24 protein-coding genes are annotated in these 22,134 nt (G+C 38.7%); 21 read left to right on the top strand and 3 right to left on the bottom strand.

Features of this window, described 5'->3' with window-relative positions; all coding sequences use genetic code 11:
- Positions 1-74: 74 nt before the first annotated feature.
- From MKX60_RS30040 to MKX60_RS30025, 4 genes are all read left to right on the top strand, one after another.
- Complete coding sequence (locus MKX60_RS30040) at positions 75-1,229, top strand: YARHG domain-containing protein (RefSeq protein ID WP_256716392.1); 1,155 nt, start codon at positions 75-77, stop codon at positions 1,227-1,229.
- Between the two features lie 393 nt (positions 1,230-1,622).
- On the top strand, positions 1,623-2,126 hold the full coding sequence (locus tag MKX60_RS30035) for an RNA polymerase sigma factor (protein WP_076300641.1): 504 nt from the start codon (positions 1,623-1,625) through the stop codon (positions 2,124-2,126).
- Entirely contained in the window at positions 2,119-3,144 is a 1,026-nt protein-coding gene (locus tag MKX60_RS30030) for a DUF4179 domain-containing protein (RefSeq protein ID WP_076300642.1), read from the top strand. Before MKX60_RS30035 ends, MKX60_RS30030 begins: the two co-directional genes overlap by 8 nt.
- A 271-nt stretch (positions 3,145-3,415) precedes the next feature.
- Positions 3,416-3,793: a hypothetical protein gene (locus MKX60_RS30025; protein WP_341061914.1), complete on the top strand. Its 378-nt coding sequence runs from the start codon at positions 3,416-3,418 to the stop codon at positions 3,791-3,793.
- Between the two features lie 139 nt (positions 3,794-3,932).
- On the opposite strand, the gene MKX60_RS30020 is transcribed toward MKX60_RS30025, so the two are convergent.
- A complete protein-coding gene (locus tag MKX60_RS30020) occupies positions 3,933-4,925 on the bottom strand; it encodes a helix-turn-helix domain-containing protein (protein WP_341061912.1) in 993 nt (330 codons plus the stop codon).
- Between the two features lie 955 nt (positions 4,926-5,880).
- Between MKX60_RS30020 and MKX60_RS30015 the strand changes: the two genes are divergently transcribed.
- The 10 genes from MKX60_RS30015 to MKX60_RS29970 all read left to right on the top strand — a co-directional run bounded on the left by MKX60_RS30015 (position 5,881) and on the right by MKX60_RS29970 (position 16,355).
- Positions 5,881-7,137 carry a hypothetical protein gene (locus tag MKX60_RS30015; protein WP_341061910.1) on the top strand — a complete coding sequence of 419 codons (1,257 nt, stop codon included), beginning with the start codon at positions 5,881-5,883 and terminating at the stop codon, positions 7,135-7,137.
- A 23-nt stretch (positions 7,138-7,160) separates the two neighbouring features.
- Positions 7,161-7,625, top strand: coding sequence for a single-stranded DNA-binding protein (gene ssb, locus MKX60_RS30010; RefSeq protein ID WP_341061909.1), 465 nt, complete (start codon positions 7,161-7,163; stop codon positions 7,623-7,625).
- A 277-nt stretch (positions 7,626-7,902) separates the two neighbouring features.
- Positions 7,903-8,196: a hypothetical protein gene (locus tag MKX60_RS30005; protein WP_280788530.1), complete on the top strand. Its 294-nt coding sequence runs from the start codon at positions 7,903-7,905 to the stop codon at positions 8,194-8,196.
- A gap of 87 nt (positions 8,197-8,283) precedes the next feature.
- Entirely contained in the window at positions 8,284-8,562 is a 279-nt protein-coding gene (locus tag MKX60_RS30000; protein ID WP_341061906.1) for a hypothetical protein, read from the top strand.
- A gap of 40 nt (positions 8,563-8,602) precedes the next feature.
- Complete coding sequence (locus MKX60_RS29995) at positions 8,603-9,013, top strand: hypothetical protein (protein ID WP_341061905.1); 411 nt, start codon at positions 8,603-8,605, stop codon at positions 9,011-9,013.
- 187 nt (positions 9,014-9,200) lie between these two features.
- Positions 9,201-10,124 (top strand): hypothetical protein, encoded by a 924-nt coding sequence (locus MKX60_RS29990; RefSeq protein ID WP_341061903.1) that lies wholly within the window; start codon positions 9,201-9,203, stop codon positions 10,122-10,124.
- Positions 10,125-10,409: 285 nt separating this feature from the next.
- Complete coding sequence (gene dnaN / locus MKX60_RS29985) at positions 10,410-11,597, top strand: DNA polymerase III subunit beta (RefSeq protein ID WP_341061902.1); 1,188 nt, start codon at positions 10,410-10,412, stop codon at positions 11,595-11,597.
- A 110-nt stretch (positions 11,598-11,707) separates the two neighbouring features.
- Positions 11,708-12,643 carry a DUF6094 domain-containing protein gene (locus tag MKX60_RS29980; RefSeq protein WP_341061900.1) on the top strand — a complete coding sequence of 312 codons (936 nt, stop codon included), beginning with the start codon at positions 11,708-11,710 and terminating at the stop codon, positions 12,641-12,643.
- A gap of 138 nt (positions 12,644-12,781) precedes the next feature.
- Positions 12,782-13,432 carry a hypothetical protein gene (locus MKX60_RS29975; protein WP_341061899.1) on the top strand — a complete coding sequence of 217 codons (651 nt, stop codon included), beginning with the start codon at positions 12,782-12,784 and terminating at the stop codon, positions 13,430-13,432.
- Position 13,433: 1 nt separating this feature from the next.
- The gene (locus MKX60_RS29970; RefSeq protein WP_341061897.1) at positions 13,434-16,355 is read left to right on the top strand and encodes a hypothetical protein; all 2,922 of its coding nucleotides are present in this window, start codon (positions 13,434-13,436) and stop codon (positions 16,353-16,355) included.
- Positions 16,356-16,451: 96 nt separating this feature from the next.
- On the opposite strand, the gene MKX60_RS29965 is transcribed toward MKX60_RS29970, so the two are convergent.
- Positions 16,452-16,988: a DUF3267 domain-containing protein gene (locus MKX60_RS29965; RefSeq protein ID WP_341061895.1), complete on the bottom strand. Its 537-nt coding sequence runs from the start codon at positions 16,986-16,988 to the stop codon at positions 16,452-16,454.
- A gap of 274 nt (positions 16,989-17,262) precedes the next feature.
- On the opposite strand from MKX60_RS29965, the gene MKX60_RS29960 reads away from it, so the two are divergent.
- Positions 17,263-17,625: a hypothetical protein gene (locus MKX60_RS29960; protein ID WP_341061893.1), complete on the top strand. Its 363-nt coding sequence runs from the start codon at positions 17,263-17,265 to the stop codon at positions 17,623-17,625.
- A 180-nt stretch (positions 17,626-17,805) separates the two neighbouring features.
- Here the strand turns inward: MKX60_RS29960 and MKX60_RS29955 are convergent, their stop codons facing one another.
- Positions 17,806-18,336 carry a hypothetical protein gene (locus tag MKX60_RS29955; protein ID WP_341061892.1) on the bottom strand — a complete coding sequence of 177 codons (531 nt, stop codon included), beginning with the start codon at positions 18,334-18,336 and terminating at the stop codon, positions 17,806-17,808.
- A gap of 610 nt (positions 18,337-18,946) precedes the next feature.
- On the opposite strand from MKX60_RS29955, the gene MKX60_RS29950 reads away from it, so the two are divergent.
- The 6 genes from MKX60_RS29950 to MKX60_RS29925 all read left to right on the top strand — a co-directional run bounded on the left by MKX60_RS29950 (position 18,947) and on the right by MKX60_RS29925 (position 22,132).
- A complete protein-coding gene (locus MKX60_RS29950; RefSeq protein WP_341061890.1) occupies positions 18,947-19,315 on the top strand; it encodes a hypothetical protein in 369 nt (122 codons plus the stop codon).
- Complete coding sequence (locus tag MKX60_RS29945) at positions 19,309-19,506, top strand: hypothetical protein (protein WP_341061889.1); 198 nt, start codon at positions 19,309-19,311, stop codon at positions 19,504-19,506. Before MKX60_RS29950 ends, MKX60_RS29945 begins: the two co-directional genes overlap by 7 nt.
- Before the next feature lie 214 nt (positions 19,507-19,720).
- Positions 19,721-19,882 (top strand): hypothetical protein, encoded by a 162-nt coding sequence (locus MKX60_RS29940; RefSeq protein ID WP_341061888.1) that lies wholly within the window; start codon positions 19,721-19,723, stop codon positions 19,880-19,882.
- Between the two features lie 345 nt (positions 19,883-20,227).
- Positions 20,228-20,863, top strand: a complete 636-nt coding sequence (locus MKX60_RS29935) for a hypothetical protein (RefSeq protein ID WP_341061887.1) — start codon at positions 20,228-20,230, stop codon at positions 20,861-20,863.
- 568 nt (positions 20,864-21,431) lie between these two features.
- Entirely contained in the window at positions 21,432-21,908 is a 477-nt protein-coding gene (locus tag MKX60_RS29930) for a hypothetical protein (RefSeq protein ID WP_341061886.1), read from the top strand.
- Positions 21,909-21,946: 38 nt separating this feature from the next.
- A complete protein-coding gene (locus MKX60_RS29925) occupies positions 21,947-22,132 on the top strand; it encodes a hypothetical protein (protein WP_341061884.1) in 186 nt (61 codons plus the stop codon).
- Positions 22,133-22,134 lie beyond the last annotated feature (2 nt).

Raw genomic sequence — 22,134 nt, 5'->3', positions numbered from 1 at the left:
CTAGATTCCACTTTATGGTACATTTATACACGATTATCAAATCGAATTCATATGACGAAGCGGGTGTCAACAAAATGGATTTTCGGAAGTTTCGGCTTATATATGGGGGGATTGCCCTGTCATTAATCGTTTCCGGATGTACTTATGCGGAAAAAGAGAAAGCCGCTAAAGGAACGGTCGGTAATCTAGTTGCGGCAAGTGAGACAACTGCTGCTCCTTCTACTGTTGCAGCTGCAATACGAGAGTATATTTTGAAAGACAGCTCGAATACGGTACTTTCCCCGGAAAAGATCGGCAGTCTGGACGACCGAATTCTGAAGCTTGCGCGCAACGAGATATTTGCAAGGCATGGGTATGTATTTAAACAGAAGGATTTGCAAAACTACTTTGCCGCCAAGCCTTGGTATCATGCTGACTCTGCCTACAAGGAGCATCTTAGCCCGACGGAGAAACAGAACGTGGCGCTACTAAGTGACTACGAACTCAAATACGCTGACTATAAGCTCGAACCATCTCATACAGATGATGTCCATTTACGGGATTATACAGGCGATTCGGCCTTTAAACAGAAGAAGATGAACGTGGATCTGAACGGAGATGGTCGTGAAGAAGAGATTCAGTTAATACCGCCGGTAACGGAATTAGGAGCCTTCAACCTGAAGGTGAATAACATCACAATGGAGGTGGGCAGTGAGCTGCTTCCTTATCTGGATATTGTCGATCTGGATATTGACGATCCATATTTCGAGATTGCACTTCAAATGGATTCGCAAATGGTCTTTTTACGATCAACATCTTTCTATTCTTATGACGGCGAAACCCTCAAGCAAATAGGTGAGCTTCCCGATTTATCGGCACACAGTTCGATGTATGACGGACACGGGAGAGTGATCAGCGCAAAAGAAAGCGACGATTTTCAAACCTGGTTCCGAGATTCGGTATTCCGTCTGGATGCCGAACATTCCCTTCATGAAGAGCAACAGGATTTTTATCCGATGGAACCACCGACGCTTTTAACGATCAAAAAGGAAATTGCTGTGCAGTTTTATAAAGATGGCACGGACGAAGCCTTTTCGCTGGAGCCTGGAGACAACGTGAAATTCCTGGGTGACGACAAACGCGGCCATATCATGCTTCAGACTAGCACTGGTAAGGAAGTCTGGTACATCATGGGCGATGAGTATGTCGACTATAGTAGTTTTTTTGACGGGTTGATTTTATATGATTAGACGGAGGATGTCGGTATGGGACCCGTTGCTAAAAGTAGATATGGACATTTATTTAATCTCACTGGTGAGCGGATTGACGAGTAATCAACCGTTAAGCTAACGGGACACTATAGTTCAATAATGAGAGGGCTACCGAGAGGTAGCCCTTTGTTCAACTAACGGGCAGTTATGCGTAGGCGTAATTGTAAGCAACGACCTATTAGTCATTACGATTACGGAAACGCTAGCTTAATAAAACAGCAGAAGGATCCGCCTTGGTGGGTCCTTTGTCTTGAAATTTAAAAACACAAGGAAATCGTCCAAGTGTGCATAATCTGTCTCATGTAAAAAAATATAACCGGGTAATGAGATATTTTGGAATCATCAATCGTGTTGAATGTAGGAGGCGAAAAAATGGAATGCAATTCTTTATTACGTACGGATAAAGAATTGGCTGAACTATATCAACGGCGTGCAGATCTAGTCTACAGACTTTGCTTTATATACTTGAAAAATCCCGTTGATGTTGAAGATGCTGTTCAATCTGTATTTCTAAAACTAATTAAATCTCCAATGCTTTTCAATGACCACGAGCATGAAAAAGCATGGCTGATGGTAACCACTCGAAATTACTGTAAAGACGTTCTTAAAAATTGGTGGACAACCCGTCGTGTGGCATTAGACGCTTTGCCGGAAGTTGCTTCTTGGAATGGTGATGAGCCATCCGGCAAGATGGTTGCAAAACTGCTCTCACTTCCCGAAAAATACAAAACTGTATTATATCTATACTATTTCGAGGAGTACACGGTAAAAGAAATAGCAGAAATGTTAGGACGCAAAGAAAGCACGATCCAAACGCAACTATTCAGAGGCCGCAAACGCCTCAAGATGGATTTGGGAGGGAATTATATTGAGTAACAAAAATATTAATCGAATTTTTGAAGCTCTTACGCCAAGAACCGAACAAAAAGAAAAAATGTTTCATAACATTTTAATGCAAACCCAGTTTGAACATAAAAGGCAAAGAAGAATTCCTCCTATTAAACCTGTAAGATATGCCGTGCTGGCTACCGTGCTGATGGTTTGTTTAACGACAACGGCATTCGCAGCGGCATATATGGGATTAGATGAAGCATTTATAAAATTTCTTAAACCAGCAAATAACGAGCAAACGGAATATTTATCCAATGGCGCTTATGTAGTGGGCAAAACCGTAGAAAATGAGTATGGATCGCTTACTTTTAAGCAAGTGATCGGCGACGGCAATCTAACCTATATTTTAATGGACTTTACTGCTCCAGAAGGCACTGTTCTAAATGCAGCGCGATACCGTTTTGATACTTCGATTACGACAAATCAAAGCTTTCACAGTACAGGATTTGAGGTGCTCAACGATGGAAATCCTAATGACAATAAAATTAGCTTGATCATGAATATTATGACCGACAGTTCCTTAGCAGATCAAACGGTTAATTTAAAACTCTATGATTTACAAGCTGCAGATCTGTTTCCCGGCAATTTTAAAACCATCATTCCTGGTCCTTGGGAAACCAGTTTTAAACTAGAATTTAAGGAGTATTCGACCCTTTATCAGATCGATCAAAGCTTTACGATGTTTGGTTATACGGCAATATTAAAAACGATCTCTGTCTCGCCAATTTCAATTACTTTGAAGATTAATAGCGGATCATTGAAGGAGATTAATGCTGCCAGCAGATTTAAGGAAATTGGTCCAAATGAATATTTGGATGACTTCCCTATCACGATAAACTATAAAGATGGCACCTCAGAAATTACCAGCATTTTTACCGGATTATCTAGAAGCAATTACATGAGTAACCAAATGGTTACAATTAAAACGTTTGAAAATGTTATAAATGATAAGGAAATCGCGTCTATCGTTTTCTTTGACAAAGAAATTCCAATTAATAAATGAATCTCCACTACTTTACTAATATCTTATTTAAGTAAGCTTCAAATGCTCCCCATCACGCTTAGCTTGGCTAGGCACAATGCTATTTGTAGTTTGCGACAAAGATGGTTCCGAGTCATTAAGCTAACGGGGAACGATAGTTGAATAATAAAACTTATTGTTGAGCAGGCTACCGCAGTCTGCTCATTTTATTAGGTTAACGGGCAGGACAACGCAACTTTACAACTCTTGGAAACGTATCTTTAAATAATGAAATGGTCTAGGGGGATGGTAATTGAAAAGATTTTTGACGATTGTGCTTTCTGTTTTCATTATAGCGGCTGGTTTTATTATATTCAGATTTGGAAGTGCCTTGTCACAAGAGGGCAACCCTGTAACGATACTTGTTTCCATTTCTAAATTAGAATTTACAAACAGCAATTTTGAACAGTTTTCTGAATCAGATAAACAGCTCAGATTTGTTTCGAAAAATAGCGGCGAATTTCGATATGATGTTGTCAAGGAATTTATGAAGGAAAAGGGCTGGAATTTTAAGGACCACATGGGTTCAGGGCTTATCTTTGAGAATGATAAGCAGACTATAATTGTAGAAACCCGACAGTTTTCAAGACATTATTTTTTGTGGGATATTCCCAATCAAGGATTAAGCTAACAGGAAATTTTGTTAGTTCAATAACAGCGGAAGTCTAATACTTTATTTTCACCGAACAATTCTTAATCTACTGTTTGTGGCTTGAATATTTCGAATCAAAAAAGAAGAACTCTTTAAATATCAAGAGTTCTTCTTTCATTTACACTTCATCAGAAGTGATATACCTGTATTCAATGTTTTCAAAGTCAGCTCCAGCCTGCTGTAGAGCTTCTAGAATCATTGTATGTAATTTGTCTTTCATCCAGTTAGATACAAATTCGTTCTGAGCATATATAGTGTACGCTAATCCTTTTTTAATACAAAAGGAACCTTTAAGCCACGTATCATATGATGGCTTGGTCATTCTCTTACTCATTATTTCAAGCGCTGCGTTCCAAATAAGCTTATCATCTTCAGTTATACTCTTCTCTAGCATCTTAATCTGGATTTGCATCTCATTATCCAGTTCAAGGGGAGTTTTTCGTTTTCGTACGACAGTTCCAGTACTAATTACATCCTCATATACCTCGCTATAATCGATAGCTGGGTCCAGATCAAGAATCTGATCAAACTGCTCTGTAATGGATTGCATGTATCGATCGTGATCAAGCTTTAATTCTGCCGGCAGCTGCTCATAAAGATCCATAGGGAGGAAGGGGACCTTTTTTCTCACCTTGAACAGAGGGCTTTCTTCCATATTGTTCTTGTCTGCATTCTGAACGTTAAACATGAGAACAAAACCATAGTTTTCAAGGATAGTCATATATTTTTTTACTGTATTCCGGCTTTTATTCATCTTTTGAGAGATGAGGTTGAGGTCTGGCCAACAGTAATCCTTGTCACCATAACAATAACGTTTGAGATGCCCATAGAGTGCGATACCTTCTGCAGATAAAAAATGCCCCCAGTAATCGAATATGTAGTTACTAATTATTGTCATATGACCGTCTACGTAGGGGATGGCTTGCCCGTGTTTATCTAATGAAAAACGTCTCACTTCATCTTCAGTGATATAGATCTTTTCAATCTCTTTTTGCATATAGATTTGATCTGCATTTCCAACTCTACGGATTTTTGATTCCTCAGCACCTGTTTGACGATAACGATAGTAGCTTAGCTTATAATTCGTACCCTTAAGGTTCCTTTCAAGCATAAAAAAACTCTCCTTTTACGTCCCTAAAAAAAGGCAACATTGAAGAAGAGTAGGCACTTCACTTTTCAAAAAGTCTGTGATAGAATAAAATCACAAATACTAATAAGTGAAGTTCCTATTCCTCTAACATTTATTCTCGACGCTTGGCGGCCGCAGAGATTAAATGTACTCGCGATAGGGACTTTTTTTCTATTTATTTTACTCATATATTTGGTAGCAGCTAAAACATTTTCATCAAAAATTGATACTCTGGTTAAACTGAAAAAACACACAATTAAAATTGTGTGCGACAAAATAAAGGGTTAAAAATCTTCCATTTTTTATAAATGGATAGACCTATCCCTAGTCTTGCACGCACTTCGAATATAGCATAATATTTTTTTTCAGTAAAGAGAATTTTGGAAGAATTAATCGAATGGCGCCACTTGCTATGAGTGTGATGTTATGCTAAAATTTGATCAAACCTTATATGCACGCAATGAGCACCCCAGCTTAGGAAACCTTCCGAAGTTGGGGTGCTCTTTTTTTTGCCCTAGTATTATCTGTTTACCCGAATCTGATCTGGTGCTATAATCTAAACATTACGAAATCAATTTATTTTCTTCGCAGTCCGATATCAGCGAAGAGTGGGATGCCGAGAGGCGATAGGTAAAATAATGGACGCTATAAGGCCATACGCTATAAGTATGTCCTTTTTTTGATGCCCGTTATGAACCTGAAGACACATTTCTTATGAAATGTGTCTTTTTTTATGCTTTCCAGACCTTTGGATGCAATCCTGGAAAACGTTATAAATCTAAAACTGGGTTTAATCTTAGATTCTTACTCTGTATGAAAGCTCTATCTCTCTTGGCGGGAGAGGCAGCAGATTACGGTGTACTCTCTGAAGGCAAAAAAATATTAGTGATAGAAAGGCAACAGGAATTGAATTTAAAAATAGGAGGGGAACATAAAAATGAAATTACGTAGCCTTCGTAAGCAACCTGGATGGTACGAGATACAGTCAGTATGTCCGATCTGCGGCCATGAAGGTTGGTGTGCCATTAACCATGAACAAACCATCGTGCGCTGTATGCGGGTACCTTCTGATGATTATATTGATACGACTATGGGACGTCAGTATAAGCATTATCTTGATCCGGATGCACTTCCTAAGACGAATGTGGAGATTATGTATGATGAGTCGATAGACAAAAAATCTAATTCTCACCTGAATGCGGTTTATCGCACGATGATCGAAGAAATGTCTCTGTCGAGTGATCATCTCTATCATCTACGTAATATCCGCCAGTTCTCTGATAAGGAGATCCAGCTAAGACAATACCGGACAATGCCAAGTACGAATAGACATAAAATTGCTAAAGCTGTAATCAATCGTGTGAGTGATCAGAATGATTTATTAGGCGTTCCTGGCTTTTTCGCTAAAGAAGGAACCTATAGTTCTTATTGGACTATGGCTGGAGCTGCTGGGCTAATGATTCCGTTCCGATCAATAACAAATGAAATTACAGGCTGGCAGATTCGTGTAGATGATCCACCGCTTGAACTCGTTATGGAAGGTGCGATTAAGGGCGAAATCATGAAGGAACTAGAACCTAATCAATTCGGGATGCGGCGTGCTAGATGCAAACTCTATGTTCAGGGTAAAGAGCTAGAAGTCATCCTTACAGAGAAGGACAAGAAAGAATGTTATTCAAAATCGAAGCAATTTGTATTCAGTGTTGTACTCAAGCAAGGTCTGCGGTACTGGTGGTGGAGTAGCGGTTCCAAGAAAAACGGTTCCTCTATTGGTAATCCACTCCCTTATCATCTAGCCTTGCCGACCCCATGTCTTCCGTACTGGAACATTGGAGAAATGCCAACCGACATTATAGATTGCTCTGAAGTATGGATAACTGAAGGTCCGATAAAAGCTGATAAAGGGGCTGAAGCTTTACTCAAACCTTTTATAGGACTTCCCGGGATAGGAACCTACAGTTTGATCTTGGATGTATTGAAAGAGCTGGGATGCAAACATATAGTGATTGCATTTGATGCCGACATTGTTACCACACCACAGGTACAACAGACACTAGGACTATGCGCAGAATTTTTTGCAAAGAACACAGATATGTCTTTAAGCCTGGCTATGTGGGATATAACTTTAGGCAAGGGAATCGACGATCTCGTTGACAATGGCTATTTGCCTCAGTTGACCGCGATGATTGAATAGATTGAATTAGGAGCTGATAGATAATGTTAAACAGAATAATTCTTATTGGTAGACTCACTCGGGATCCGGAACTCAGATACACCCCATCCGGTGTAGCAACAACGACCTATACCCTTGCTGTTGATCGTAATTTCACTGGACCAAATGGTGAACGTGAAGCAGATTTCATACCTGTCGTGACCTGGAGACAGCTTGCAGAAACATGTGCTAATTATTTGAAAAAGGGCCGTTTATGCGCTGTAGAAGGTCGTATTCAAGTACGGAACTATGAGAATAGAGAGGGTAAACGTGTATATGTGACCGAAGTTGTCGCTGATAACGTTCGTTTCTTAGAATCTGCTAATAACAGTTCCGGAGGGAACTCTGCAGGTCGGCAAGCGAATCAGAATAACTCATCTTCTGGTAGCAGATCTGATGGCTATATGGGGGATCCTTTTAGTGGAGATGGTATACCGATCGAAATATCTGACGATGACCTGCCATTTTAAGAGATAAAGCTTGAATCTGGAGTAGTCAACTTGTTCCAAAGTTTAATCGGTACGTTTTGACTAATAAACAACTTTTACAGTCCTGATTAGAGAGATCATTTAACGATCCCCGCTAAAGTGGACTATTAAAGATAAGGTTGAGGGTCAATTACCCTCATCTGATAGGAGATAAAGAGGAGTGAATTGCTAAGCAATCACTTCTTTTTGTTGTTCCCTGCCGCGGGGAAGTATAAGACAGTCCCCGCGGTGAAAGGGGCTTGTCATAGGAGGAATATAAATGTTTCTTTTGCAAATCATCGATGGTGGTATTGCTCGTTGTACTGTTCATGGGTTAGAACTCATTCCTTTCACATCCACTGTTGAAATCATCATTACCAATTATCTTAAAGAGCATGGTTCCTTGGATGAAGAGAGTAGTGAATATACAACCGAGGATGGATCAGCCACCCTTTATCATTTAGCCGTTGACGGAGAGGTATTAGTGTTTAGTGAAGAAATATGGGCGTACGCTTTCGATGGGAGTGAGTCCTTTTCAGAATCATTACAAAAGCTTCGTAATGATTGGAGTTAATGAATAAAAAGGATCAGAAGCTATTTCTGTGACAAGCAAATAATTTTTGCTGCTGGATTAAATAATCGAACATTCTAGGGGGAAAACATGTATACCTATGCTTTAGTTAGTACATATGGAGAGATTATTGATATCTGCGTAGGAACTGCAGCAGCTCAAGAGATGAACATGAATAACCAGGTTGAAGATCTACAAATCAAACCCATCATGTTGTACTCAGAATATGAGAAACAGCCGAGTGACTATAAAGGTACCGTAGAAGGAATTCGATATCTGCTGTATATGGGAATTGACGGAAAGAGTACATATGGACCGGTAGCGCTTTTGCATAGCTGGGGTTCATGGAGTGATAAGCTGTGCAATTGATCTCCACTGAAATAGTAAATATGAAAGGATGTGAACGCTGATGACACTTTTGAATATGGTCATGAAGATTGTTGGCATTAGCTCAGATAAAAATAAAAGGGTAGAACGGGGTTTATGCTCTAATATCTCACAGGAAACCAATACAGCTCATAACGTAGGACTAGAAAATGCTAATACCTTAATAAAGGATTTAGTTCCATTCTCGAGATTGCATCCCGTGATTGTTAGATATCCGTTGTCTATATCCAGACTGAAAAAATTTATTAAGGAAAAGGATGTAGTGAAAGATATTTTTAGAACCATAAGTGAGCATGAAGATGGATTCTGGGAATATGAAGTTGGCGACAACACTGAGCATAGCTCAACTTCGATGCTTAAGTATCGTCTTATTATTCGAGATAGGAAAATTAAACTGGTAGTGAATGAACTAAGAGTGATTGAGTTTTATTAGATTTCATCTTAACTTTCCCCCTATGGAGAGGCGTTGGTAATCAAACGCCCTTCCTCAGGCAATCCCTGATTACATTTCTCGTCAAGAGTTACAGGCACTTCGAGTAGCTGTATTTCGGACGGAAATGGAAAAGAATCTGTAAACGAGATTTAAGCTGGAGTGATAAAAAGAAGCAGGAGTGATAATAGTGTCAATGACCATAGAAAATATAGAAATTAAAGAGTTACCCAAGACTTATATAAATAAAGAACATATAAAGCAATTAGAAAGAATGTTCCTATCAGCTGATTTTAAATTCGGATTTGATATTGTAGATGAAGATGTAGCTGACATTCTCACAACATTTGTTTCTGCCTATCACGAAGGGGACTGGTCGATTTGCCATATAGATTATGGTATAGATGATCCTTCAGTTCATGCCGTTCGTGCTCTCTGTCAAAAATTAAATATCTACTATGATATTAAAGAGAATGAAAGTGAAAGTGAAATTACGCTATATCTACCTCGCTCTACTGATCCACTCAGTGTCCAGCAAGCCGCCGATGAATCGAAGCGTCAACTGATCGATTTTGCTTCACAAGTCTCTTCTGGATTCGAGTTAGGACGTTTTGGATTTATATGTGAGGGGATGCTCCGGTCAAGAGGTTTAGAGGTTAGTGAGAATGTTATGATCTGGTGTACTATGGATGGTATCACTGTATTAACTGAGTATTGTCATGGAAGGTTATTCAACTTTTATGGGGAAATGACAGAATCCTTGATACAAGAGTTGGTTATCGAGTACCATTTTGACACATTCATTAACAAAGCTAACGTAGTCATACCTCCATCTTCGAACAAAACAGCGGTGACACATCCACTTTTCGTGAAGCGGGTAAGTTACGATCAAAGTTTTTTCGGGAATGTATGGACTGGCTTAACACAGCAACATTTAAAAATGATTCTCGAAGAGTTCAAAGAATATCATGTATATTCACTGGTATCTACTAAAAATGGGTACAGTCTGTTAGAAGGCATGCAGGTCAATTGTATTGGATTTCTTCTAACGCGCTGTTACATTTCGATTCCGGAAGGATTAGAACCACCCAAGAGAATCATTGGTAACTCATAAATTAATAAAGATACCTTCTTCAAAAAGAGGGTATCTTTATTTTATAGGTATGAGAACCATTTATATTGATTGTAAAGACGTTGAACTGTTATAATACGGATATTACGAAAGGTATTTATTTTCACCGCCGTCTACTTTTTCGGCGAGTGAAGGAGTATATCCGGTTAACGGATAAAAAAATAACAGGCATAGAATTTGCCATGGAGATTAAGAAGCATGCCACAGGTATGTTTTTTTTATTTTCCATGGCTTTTTTTGTGCCTAAAAACTGGGAGGAAGATAGTAATGGAAATACTTTTGGAGCAGCGTCATGAAAATCAGTTGGATGAAAAAGAAGAAGTAGCGGTAACGAGTGAGATGGCTTTTGTAGTAGATCACGGTGCCCTCATGAATGCACTAACAATCTGCGGGAAGGTTATACCTAAATCGAGCGCTATCCCTATCATGCAAACGATAAAGTTTGACTTGAATGGTGATACTCTTTTCATTACGGCTGTAGACGTTAGTCAATCCGTGCTGCAGATGATGGAGGTAAAAAATACAGGTGGGGTAAAGGGGAGTTATTTGTTCCCAGCAAAAGAAGGGATCGAACTTATTAAGCGGTTACCTGCTGGTAGTTTGACGCTGACAAGAAAAGAATCATCAGTGCATGTTCAATATGGAAAGAGTGGTAAGGCTAATCTTAGTGTCTTAGACTCTGATGAATTCCCTGCGCTTCCCGTCTTGGGGAAAACAGATATGATCCCTATTTCATTAGAGACTCTTCGAAGAGCTGCTGTTACATCACTTTTTACAGCTACGGATGAAAAAACACCCGCACTGAATGGTATACATATCTATAATCATGAGGGAAAATTAGGATTCCAAGCAACGGATCGTCATCGGATTAGTAGATTTGTTTCGGACATCCCTATAGATACTCCGGAAACGTTTCTGTCCTCAATTGTCCCTGCACAGAACTTTAAACAGATTGTGGATTCATTAAAAGACTCGGTTGCGATTCAACTCGCAGTAACGAGTACTTACTTAATCCTGAGAGATAAAAACATTGTCTATTTTGGTAGATTGATTGATGCGACTTTTCCTGATCTTTCTGTAGCTTTTAAGGGGATAGACCAGGGAATCACGATTACTTTATCTAAGGAGGAGCTGGATAAGACACTTTATCGAGCTTTGTCACTGGATGCTCAAAATAATCGTGTGACGCTTGAAGTTGATACAACAGGAGAATTTGTTGTTCATACTCAATCAAAAAATAGTGCACTGACAGAAGGATTTCCTACAGCTATTTTAGATGCTAATGCTTCTTTCCCCGTCATGAAATTTAATGGAAAGTATCTACGTGAAGCCTTACTTCTGGGCAACCGAGAAACCAAAAATGTTCAGATCCGAGTGAGTGGTTCGAAGAACCCTGGGTATCTGACATTAGAAGGTGATCCATCGGTAACTGCAGTTTTACTTCCGTGCCTATGACAAGGGCTTAGTAGTAGCAATGGTGTGTGGGATTACTATAACAGGATGCCTAAAGAGTTGCGCTTCATGCTGCAGCTCTTTTTTTTGGCTAAAAATTAGGAGGGAAATAGATGTCGTCCAATCAGATGAAAGATATGTTTGACCGGGTTATTCATAACAAAGTGAGAATGGGCAATTTTGAGACTAAAGATCAGGATACGCTGTGTATTCGTACTCTTCTTCAATTTCCGAAATCCGCATTTTCTGTAGCCGACTTTTGTGCCGGTAGTGGAAATGCATTGAATGTCATGACAGAAGGCACTGAGGCGGTAACCTTCGGGATTGAGCCAAATGAAGAGAAGTATCTCGAACTTCGAGAACGTGCGAACTACGCTCTATATGGGGGATATGAAGAGTGTCGTATCAGCAGAGATACCTTTAGACTCATGTATCTTAATCCTCCCTATGATAACGATAGCGAGACGTTAGAATCGAAGATGGAGCGTAAAGAAAAGCGGTTTCTTCGGCAGCTTTTTCCTTATGTTGCTGTGGATGGAATCCTAATATTTAATATCCCTCGTGGTCGTATGACCAAAGATATAGTGAATATTTTGGTGGCCAACTTGGATGATATCCGTGTATATGCCTCCCATGACGATACCTTCAATCAGGTGTATACGATCGGAAGAAAGAGGGCTACTAAATATATTGATAGGAATGAGGTACAGCGAATCTTGGGATTAATGCTTGAGGGAAGCGAACTACAACGTATTCCAAGGGCAGAGGCCCCGCTATATAAAGTGTTTCCTGGAAACATTAGCCCTAAGCTATTTCGATCGAGTCATATCGACGTAGATCATGTGAGAGAGGTATCACGCTTGTCTTCACTCACTCGTAAAGGGATGGAATGGTCAACCCCTAAGAAGCCTGCAGAACGACTGCAGCCGCTCCTCCCAGACAAAGAAATGCACAGAGTACTTAGAATGGCTTCTGGAAAACTGAACGGAAAAGTGGGAAGTGGGAAACTTCTTCATGTTCTTAAAGGGGTTGTCAAAAGAGAGTATTAGTACTACCGAGGTAACAGACAATGAAACCGTAATTACCGAACGTGAAAAGTTTACGATTACTTTTAAAATTGTAGATCGGTATGGCAACATTCGTACTATTCAAAGCTAAAAAAGAACGAATCTGGAGGAATAGAAAATATGAAATTCATGGAGTTTAAGCATAAAGATATTTATGTAAAAACACATACTTCTATTATTGTAACCCGTGAGGTAAATGAGAAAGATCGAAAGCAACAGAATGAGTTGGTGTATGCAAACGTCATTGATATTGATTCCAGAGTGCAGGCGATGTTTGCTCAATTTCATCATTCTCGGAAGAAAAGTGATGTTTTCTTCCGTATATCTCATGCACCACGGATTGGCGAAAAAGATTATGATAAGAACTCACTTTATGTCTATCCATCCGGAAAATATAAGCATATGTCTTTACGCGAGGATGATACTTTTGTTACTGGGTTAGTCGTGAGTGAAAAGGTATTAGAACGCCAAAAAGATGGCTATATCATATTCGCATGGGATGGGAACATTCATGAGAAGCTTTTTTGGACCATTGATTCGTATTATGAGACACCATTGCTTGAAGAGTGGACACCTTATCTCTATGAGCAGCTAATAAAAAGTAAAGGCTTAGTTCCTTTGAACGTACATGATTTTTCAAATGATAATCCTGAATTGGTTGTTTATGAATTACTGGTTGAGGAAGATGTGCTTGATGGCTGTATTTCATTTGGTCTTCAGACTGGCGCATTAATACTCACAGAAGATGAACAAGTACAGGAGGTTGTCTAATTTGAATTATCCTGCAGTTATGGAAAAAAGCCAAGATGAGCTATTAGAGATCAATGATCAGCAGTCAGGTGTTCAAGAGCAGGGAAACGAAGCAGAGCTTGAGACAGAAGATGGGGTTATAGGAGCGGGAGAACTCAATACACTGATGGACATTGAAAACATAGGGGATTATTTATCTATGTTCGGAGCGGATTTAATCCGGCGTTTGGATAAAGAGTATGTGCCGATCCATCACCCAGGGAGAGATGAACCGCTTGAGATTCTTAATCATTTTAAGCGGCCTTTGTTTAAGTCCCAAGCTCACCTTGTAACTGCTTTGATTAAAGGTCTACGTAAATCACGTAATCTTTTCCTTATTGGTGAACCAGGCACCGGTAAAACGGCTATGAGTATTGCTACCTTTTTCGCACTGCTCTCAGAAGTTCTGCATGGTCGAGGTCGCGTAATATATATGGTTCCAAACCATCTCATTGAGAAAACAAAGCGTGAAGTTGGACTTCTCCTAAATAAAGAGTTATTTGAAGTCCAGTTTTTGAATAATTATGTTGATGTTATCCACTTAAGAGATAGCAAAAAAATGGAGACCGCTCCTACAAAGATAGAGGTCTATATTATTGCAAGGGATACAGCCAAATTAGGATATGTTAATGCTCCTGCAGCTAAGTGGGTAGATCGTACGTATACCTGTATCCCAAAGGGAGGTAGCGAGGATAAACCTATTACAAAAACAGCCTTTAAGGGATGGGTTTGTCCGGATTGTGGTGGTTTACTCATGAAAGAAGAAGAGAGAGATCTAGTACCGATGGAGTACGAAGATTTCTTTAATAAACAGGGAAAGCCGACTCGGCGTAAAAATAATCTATATTGTTCCAATTTGGTTTCTTATGTTAAGGCCACACGACATGTAGAGGAGTCACAGCTGGATGGATCTATTAAAAAGAGACCTATTTATGAGATGGGAAATCGTAAATGTAATGCTTCCTTGTGGACGGCGAAGAATCATGATCAAAGCAGCTACTTAGGGCTAGCGAAAAAGCCAGTAGGTCCAGCTCCTCGTAAAGTGTCACCAGCGAACCTCTTTAAGCGTTATTTCAAAAATAAATTTGATCTAGCTATTGGAGATGAATGCCACGAACTTACGGGTGGAAGCGCTCAAGCGCATGCTTTTCATGTATTAATTGGTTGTGCGAAACGGTCCATTGCAATGACCGGCACACTGCTCAATGGATATGCTAGTAACCTATTTGAGCTTATTTTTCGTATGTTTCCACAGCGTTTGAAGCAAATGGGGTTTAATTGGGGCGATGTTGGGAAATGGATCGATCTTTATGGCGTACGAGAAAGGGTAACTAAAATTCGTAAGGATAATGCATTGAATTCATCCAGTAATGGATCTCCTGTTCGAACTAGTGTAAAGGAATTGCCGGCAGCTGCACCTCAGCTTTTCACGGACATGCTAAGTGACGTCGCCTGCTTTATTCAGATGTCTGATATGTTCGAAGTTTTACCGGAGCTGCAGGAAGGGCCCTTGAACGTTAAGCTTGGGGGAGAAAGAACCTTTGTATCCTGTACAACGAGAATTCAGCGAAAGCCAGGACGAACTAAACGAATAGTGAAGAAGGGTATTCGATTATTAGCTCCCTCGTGGTATTTGGAAAAGAACTTGAATGAAGTATCTGATCTATTGCGTAAAGCTGTACAGAAAGAAATTGAGGCAGGTGGACAACCTGTCTTACTCGGTAGCTTACTTAATACACTTTTATCTTATCCAGATGTACCATTCAACTTTAAAGGTGTCTATCATCCTGACACAGGAGAAGAGATTGTCTCGCCGCGATATCGACTTAGCGATCGGTTGTTATATCCAAAAGAACTTCAGCTGATCAAATTCGCTAGGGCAAGGATCAAAGCGGGACGGAAAGTTGGAGTCTATGCTACGTACACTGGAAAGCTGGGTACACTCGAGCGCTTACAAACCTTATTTGAGGAGCGCGGAATCAAAACAGGTGTTCTAGAATCCAGTGTAGATGGGCCTCTACGGGAAGCTTGGATTGCGGAGCGGGAACAAGAAGGAATTCAAGTTATGCTCACGAATCCAATTTTGGTGAGTACAGGTTTAGATCTTCTGAATTTCCCGTCACTCTATTTTTATCAAACGGGGTATCGATTATCTATTGTTCGTCAAGCAAGCCGGCGACATTGGAGAATTGGTCAGCAGGCGCTATGCGAAACTGTATATAGCGGTTATAAAGGTACGATGCAGGAATTAGCGATCAATCTTATGGCCACGAAAATGGTTACAGCGCTTGCTTTAGAAGGACAGTTTAGTCAGGATGGTCTTGCTGCCTTAACGGAAAGTTCCGGAGGAAGTTTGGCGAATGAACTTGCTAAACGCTTTGTAGGGAACAATATTGCTGGAGTAGAGAGTGCTGAATCCATTTGGGGCAAGATGTCTGTTACGCCTACACATTTGGTTCCTATTACTCCAACAACAGTAATAACAGGTTTAGAAGAAGACATTCTTATTGATAAACTTCCTACTATCTCTACGTATTTTGGAACAACGGTAGAAGAAGCGTTAATATCTTGGGCACACTCCATCGCTCCAGAAGATATGTATGGACGCTTTGAACAACAAATTGAGTATGTATCCAATAACATTGATCTAGGGGTTGATGGGTTAACTGTAACAAGAACATCTTTCTTGGAACCTTATGAACTGCATTGGGATCCTAGTAAGGTACAGTTAAACGATATCGATTTCCGCCGTTGGTTGTTAGCATTGACAACTAAGCCGGTTGAATCAAATGTTATGAGAGATAACGAATGGAAGCTGGAACTTCTTGTTGAAGGAAAGACACCAGTGACTAAGAGGAAAAAGTCGTATAACGTTTCTGAGGGGCAGATGGTATTTAATTTTTAAATAAATTACTATGTAGAAACTAAAAAAGGGAAAGCTGAATTCATTGCTTTCCCTTTTTTATTGTTGTTAAGCTAATGGCAGCGTAACGCTTGATTACTAATCCTCATGAAAATGAAAATACACATGATCATCATCATCAGTGATATAAGAAATTTGATTCCAATGTTTTAGCGAAATATAAAAAGAGTATAAATCACTATTGCAACCTGCGGCATGTGAAGCAAGGATGAATGAAGCAAAGATCCCTTCATAGCCTGGAGAATAAAACGTAATGAGCGCTAGAAAGAATGATATCCATATGAACGGAGATATAATCTGACAGGTATATCTTAGTTTGGATACTTTCCCGTCAAAAGTAACTGATTTATAACGGAATTTAATATTTCCTGATTCGTTACCTCTTTTAAGTAGAACCCAGTGTATACTTTCATGAAATAGAGGCAGAACAATTAAGAGCAAAATAAAGAAAACAATTGTTTGCAAATTGATGTTATCAAAATCTATAAGCCGGTCGCAAAAATTATTAAGTCCCATTACAACTAAAGTCATAAATAACATAAGAATTATTGAAGCTACTCCTATCTTAAAATAGATAGCTTTTGTCCGTTTTTCTTTTTGATTGATAGTATACATAAATTTATCTCTCCTCTGTGGGACTTGTATTAGGGAACTTGTCCTTTATTGAATATTCTAGGCTATCTAATTTTAAATGCTATATGTGATCGGTTTAAGTAGGTTCTATCCTACGATTTCAAATCTGCAATGTTTAATATTGTTTATTTTCGTTATGAATATAAGATAATTTCTTATATATATTCGTATACTTTTTACGAATAAAATATTTTGAGTTTTAGAAATTCCGTTATATGATAATCTCAACAGAACAAATAATGGAGGTTTTATCCAAATGATAATGAAACAGAGAATATACCCGACGTGCCGATTATGTGACAAGCTTAATGCAGAAATGACTCATTGTGCGATCTATGGTGCGCTTGCTCCAGAGAATATTGATAATACTGCTCTTGCTGGAGCTTGTTCTCTTTCTGGTGAGTATGTACGATTGCTTCATGCTTCTCCTAATGAATACAATTATGGTCGTTTACCAGGTGGTAAATCAGTAGATGAGGAAGAGGATAGACAGTTATTTATTTTTGATAAGAACGATGAAACTGATAAATTTATAGAGAAACATGGGATTACTTTGGAACAATGGGCAAACTCTTTTTTTATAAAAAGATCTATTTCTAAGAATGAAACTGAGAATTAATAATCAGACAATTATATTACTTTAATAATATAATAATATAATAATATATATATTATTCCGCTGGGCTCCTTTTCTATTTCCAAGTTAACCGAGTTAACCTTTAAAAAATCATAATTTTCTTAAATCTTCGCAAACACGTAAAAAAAGCCTATGGGATGTCCCTTAGGCCCTTTACTGATATCATTTTATAGTTACATCTGCCCTTTTCTCTTTGATTTCAATGGCATATTCAGCATTATGTTCTATTTGTTTGAAAGTAATAATGTCCCCTGGTTGAAGTCCGAACGTATTGAAAAAAGTGTTTATCTTTCCGCGATCTTGCAGCCAATTACTCTTTTTTATATAAGATGTCGTTATGGTTCCCATAGGTTCAGGAAAGGTGACTTTAAATTTGATGTTTTCAGAAGGGATGATTGTTTCCGTAACTAATGATTTATTTATCGGCTTTAACGTCAGATACATCTGATTTAACATTCCTGACGTGATTTTTATGTCAAAGCAGCTATCTTTTTCTTCGAGGAGTTGGGTTATTTGAGAATATTGATCATTTACTTCTCTGATACTGTTTTTCAAAGTATTAAGCTGCTCTCCTACACTCATTAATTTCGATATTTTGTTAATGTCTTTGGATTGAGCTGCCGTTTGTATCTTCGCAAAATAGGTCTGTTCCAATAACGAAAAGGCTTCAGACGATATCAATGTTTTTTCCATATTTAACACTTCCTTTTGGAATATTTAGGTTAAATATAACACTGTTAATGTATTGTGTCAATTTGTTTTACAATAATACATAAATACATAAATACACTTTTACATTTTGATGTGAGAGGTGAACACCAAACTTTTGGGGCTAACATTAAAGAGGCGCTTATACCTTCGTCGGCACGCAAAAAAAGGCCTAAGGGATGCTTTCCCTTAGGCCTTTTTTTTAACCGATACTTCGGATTTAGAAATAGTGTACCATAACACTGTCCACTCTGAAAGAGGCCCTAATTATCAATCTCTGTCCAAACACCATCAGCGAGAACTTCAATTTTACCAGTGAAGTTATTTATACGACTAGTCTCCCTTTTTAAACTTAGCTTATCTTCTATTCGGCGGGATTATGGAACTATCCTGCGGAGTCTATGTATTTTTAAACCCTGCTGGGTAGTTGATTAATTTCTTGAATAAATTTGAAATATCTCTTGTAATTCACTCATAAATTTAAGCTTCCGTCATACAGTACAGTGAAACTAAAATAGCTTATGGGGAACAATAAGCCTAAATTCGCGATTTGACTACGGACATTTAAAATCAAATTGCGGAGGTATTAAAAATCATGGGAAATGATGAATGTTTTTTCAAAGGGATCTTCAAAAAAGAATTGCGTGAGATCATGGTTTTTGAGGCGCAGAAAAGAAAAGAAATAAGACCATCTACGAATTATGTTGAACTGGTAGCAGGACGACTAGCGCAGTGTGGACTTGATGTTGAGTATGAGTACGAACTTACGTACAGTGATGGCTCCGTCTATCGGTATGATTTGTGGATAAAACAGTACCCACACCTGGTCTTAGACTTCGATGGGGAAGATTCACATTCGAAAGAAGCCGATAAGAAAAAGGATGATTATACAGCAATAACGCACCGCAAAGATGTTTTACGTATCTGGAATAAACAAGTAGAAAAGGAACTTGACCTGTGGTAACATTTATTATTGGTCGTGGATTGCGTTCCAATCAAGATGCAGAAATCATCAGCAAAATAATTGAACAGGAAAAGAAAATACAAGAAGACCGAATCAACCAGGAAAAAAGAGTTGAAGAAGATCGAATGGAATTGATGAAAGCATTGTCAGAATGGTTGGATGATAATGACCGATCTCCAATAGCACAGTGAAAAGGACGCCGAAAGGCGTCTTTTTACTTGAATAAAAAAATAACCGCCCTCGAGTCGTCCGCGAAGGCTTTTTCGTTTCGTAGTTGATCAATTTCTTAAATGAATTTGAAATATGACTTATTTGTTGGAATCAGTTTAGCGATTTTGGTGCTGGTGCATAATAAAAGTGATTTCTCAATAAAATACATACGTCATAAGGAGTGGTAATAAGATTATGGGACAACCGCCGAATGATTATGATCGGACTAGTACAAATGAATCTGATGGACAAAATTTTTTTGGATATGATGATAAAGAGAGTGGTACAACAGATTGGTACACCGAAGATGGTACCTTAGATTGCCAAACTAATACCCCCTGTGATGATGATTGGTAATGAGGATAAGGTCATGATGGCATATGCTGTCATGACTTTTTTGTTTTCGATGTGAAGTGGAAGTAAACCTCGTAATGACGTACTTAAAAAGCACCTGATAGAACGCAGTGCATTCCTACAGAGGATTGAAATAAAACCTAAAAAAGAGCGACCCAAGGGTCGCTCTTTTTTAGGTTGAAACTGACTAGCCGCAAAAAAAAGGCGGAAAACAGCGTTTTAACTAAGTTATAAATGATTATTTATTTAATATTAGTTAATTATAATAAAGTTATTTTAAATTAATTATTGATTTTAACTTAGTTAAATGATACTCTTTATTTACCTTAATTCGAGGGAGTGTAAATTATGCTGTGGATGGTTAGAGCTTTTCCAGGGAAAGAAGATCGGAAGGATACATTTTTGGAGAAAAATATTATTGCCGTACATTGGGGCATCGGGGATCTGACAGGGTGCAATACTAAAGAAGATATTGCCAGAGTAGTGGATCAAGCCAATTTAAAGCCACGGGATGCCAGCTTGAAAATAGGGCTATTGAATCGTTTCGTAAATCAGATGAAGATTGGTGATTATTGTATCGTTCCTTACGAAGATGGTTTCTACTCCGCAGTAATTAATAGTGATTACTACTTCGATCCAAATTCTAAGAAGTTTGAGCATCAACGTAAAGTTGAGTGGCTTTTTGGGGGGGAATCTTTTAATCGAGAAGAGCTTCCTAAACAACTTCAATTATCAATAAAAACACAATTAGGTTTGGCAAACATTAGTAAAAATGAATCCGATTTTGTTAAATACGCAAACGAAAAACAAGGGATAGATGTGGAGGATGAAGGCTTAGAAAATGGATCAGTAGCAGCTGAACTGGACTTAATGGTAGTTGATGCTTTAAACATACTGAAGGAAGAAATGAACAGCGACGATCCACATAGACGTTTGCAAGCAGCTACGGCAATAATGGAATTAAGTATCAGCACAAATAAGTAATAAAATAATGCGTTGAAATATGACCTAGGGAAGCCAAGTTCCTAGCCTAAAAAGAGAAGCCAAAGGCTTCTCTTTTTAGGCTTCTCACATAAGGCATGCACTTCTGCTAACCAGGAGTCATAATGGTAAATCTGGAAAATCGTTGATGTCGAATATTTCAACATCATCATATGGGGTTGAATCTTGCATAGCTAATCGGTGCATTTTTTCGTGAAAATAATTAAAACCAAAGAGTGAGCTGATGATGTCTTTGATATGATCTAGAGCTTCATCGTTTGTTATTGGTATAACCGTATAGTTCTTACAACTTGCAAACTTGGCTCTTTGATCGTCATCTTGTTGTACCTCTGGATAGTTGTGTGAATTACCGATCAACTCAAGTAACAAATGTGGAAATTCACAACTATCCTTTTCTTTTGTCTTAAATGTTCTAAATAGTTCTAAATACTAAAAAAGAATGATTAAAACTAATAAACAAATGTTATTATAGTGCTATTTATTTTTTAGGGCTATTTTATGTTGACATTACAATTCAATTGGATTATGATTGAAAAAAAGGAGGTGCCAAATGAACGTTGCAGAATTCAATTTCAAGGTAGATCTAAGTGATAAGGAAACGGTACGCAAATGGAAGAACATTCTCGGCTACTTGGCGGAAGATCAAGAATTGCATGAAGCGATTGAGTCAACCACAGAAATAGAAAGCGATGAACAAAACTCCTCATTAGACATCCAACATAGTAGTGTCACTGTTGAAGACAATGCCGCGATGATCAAACGATTTATGGCTGAAGGGTCCGATAACCAAAGTGTAGTGCTCAAATGGATGGCGAAAAATCCTGGCAATGTATCTGCGGCTATCTTAAAAAAACAATTCCCGTTCTTAGAGCCTCATGGCGCGTTGAGTGGGGTCTTCCGCATGGGCCGATGGGAGAACCACCTCGGTGGAGACAAAAGCGACTGTCCATTTAAACAAGTAGCTTGGCTGAGAGAAGGGTACGGAGTGTATCGAGGAATTCACGAAGACGAGGCTGCACTGCTGTAAACCAAAATCACCGCTACGGCGGAGGAGGTCAACAAACCATGATCAAAAAGTTGAAAGCAATGATTAATGCCCAACCGCAAAATACAATCTTCAGTGCAATGTATGACTATCTGATCCAGTATCGCAATGAACACGGAAATTTGAGCGGGGGAGATGCATCACTGCGATCTGCTTTTCCCAACGATTATCGACTGGTTTGTAACACCAAGTTTTGGGGACGTTAATA

This window comes from Paenibacillus sp. FSL R5-0914 (genome assembly GCF_038004525.1).
Taxonomy (GTDB): domain Bacteria; phylum Bacillota; class Bacilli; order Paenibacillales; family Paenibacillaceae; genus Paenibacillus_AQ.
The sequence above is the reverse complement of the archived record's forward strand: the minus strand, read 5'-3'. Positions and strand labels throughout refer to the sequence as shown.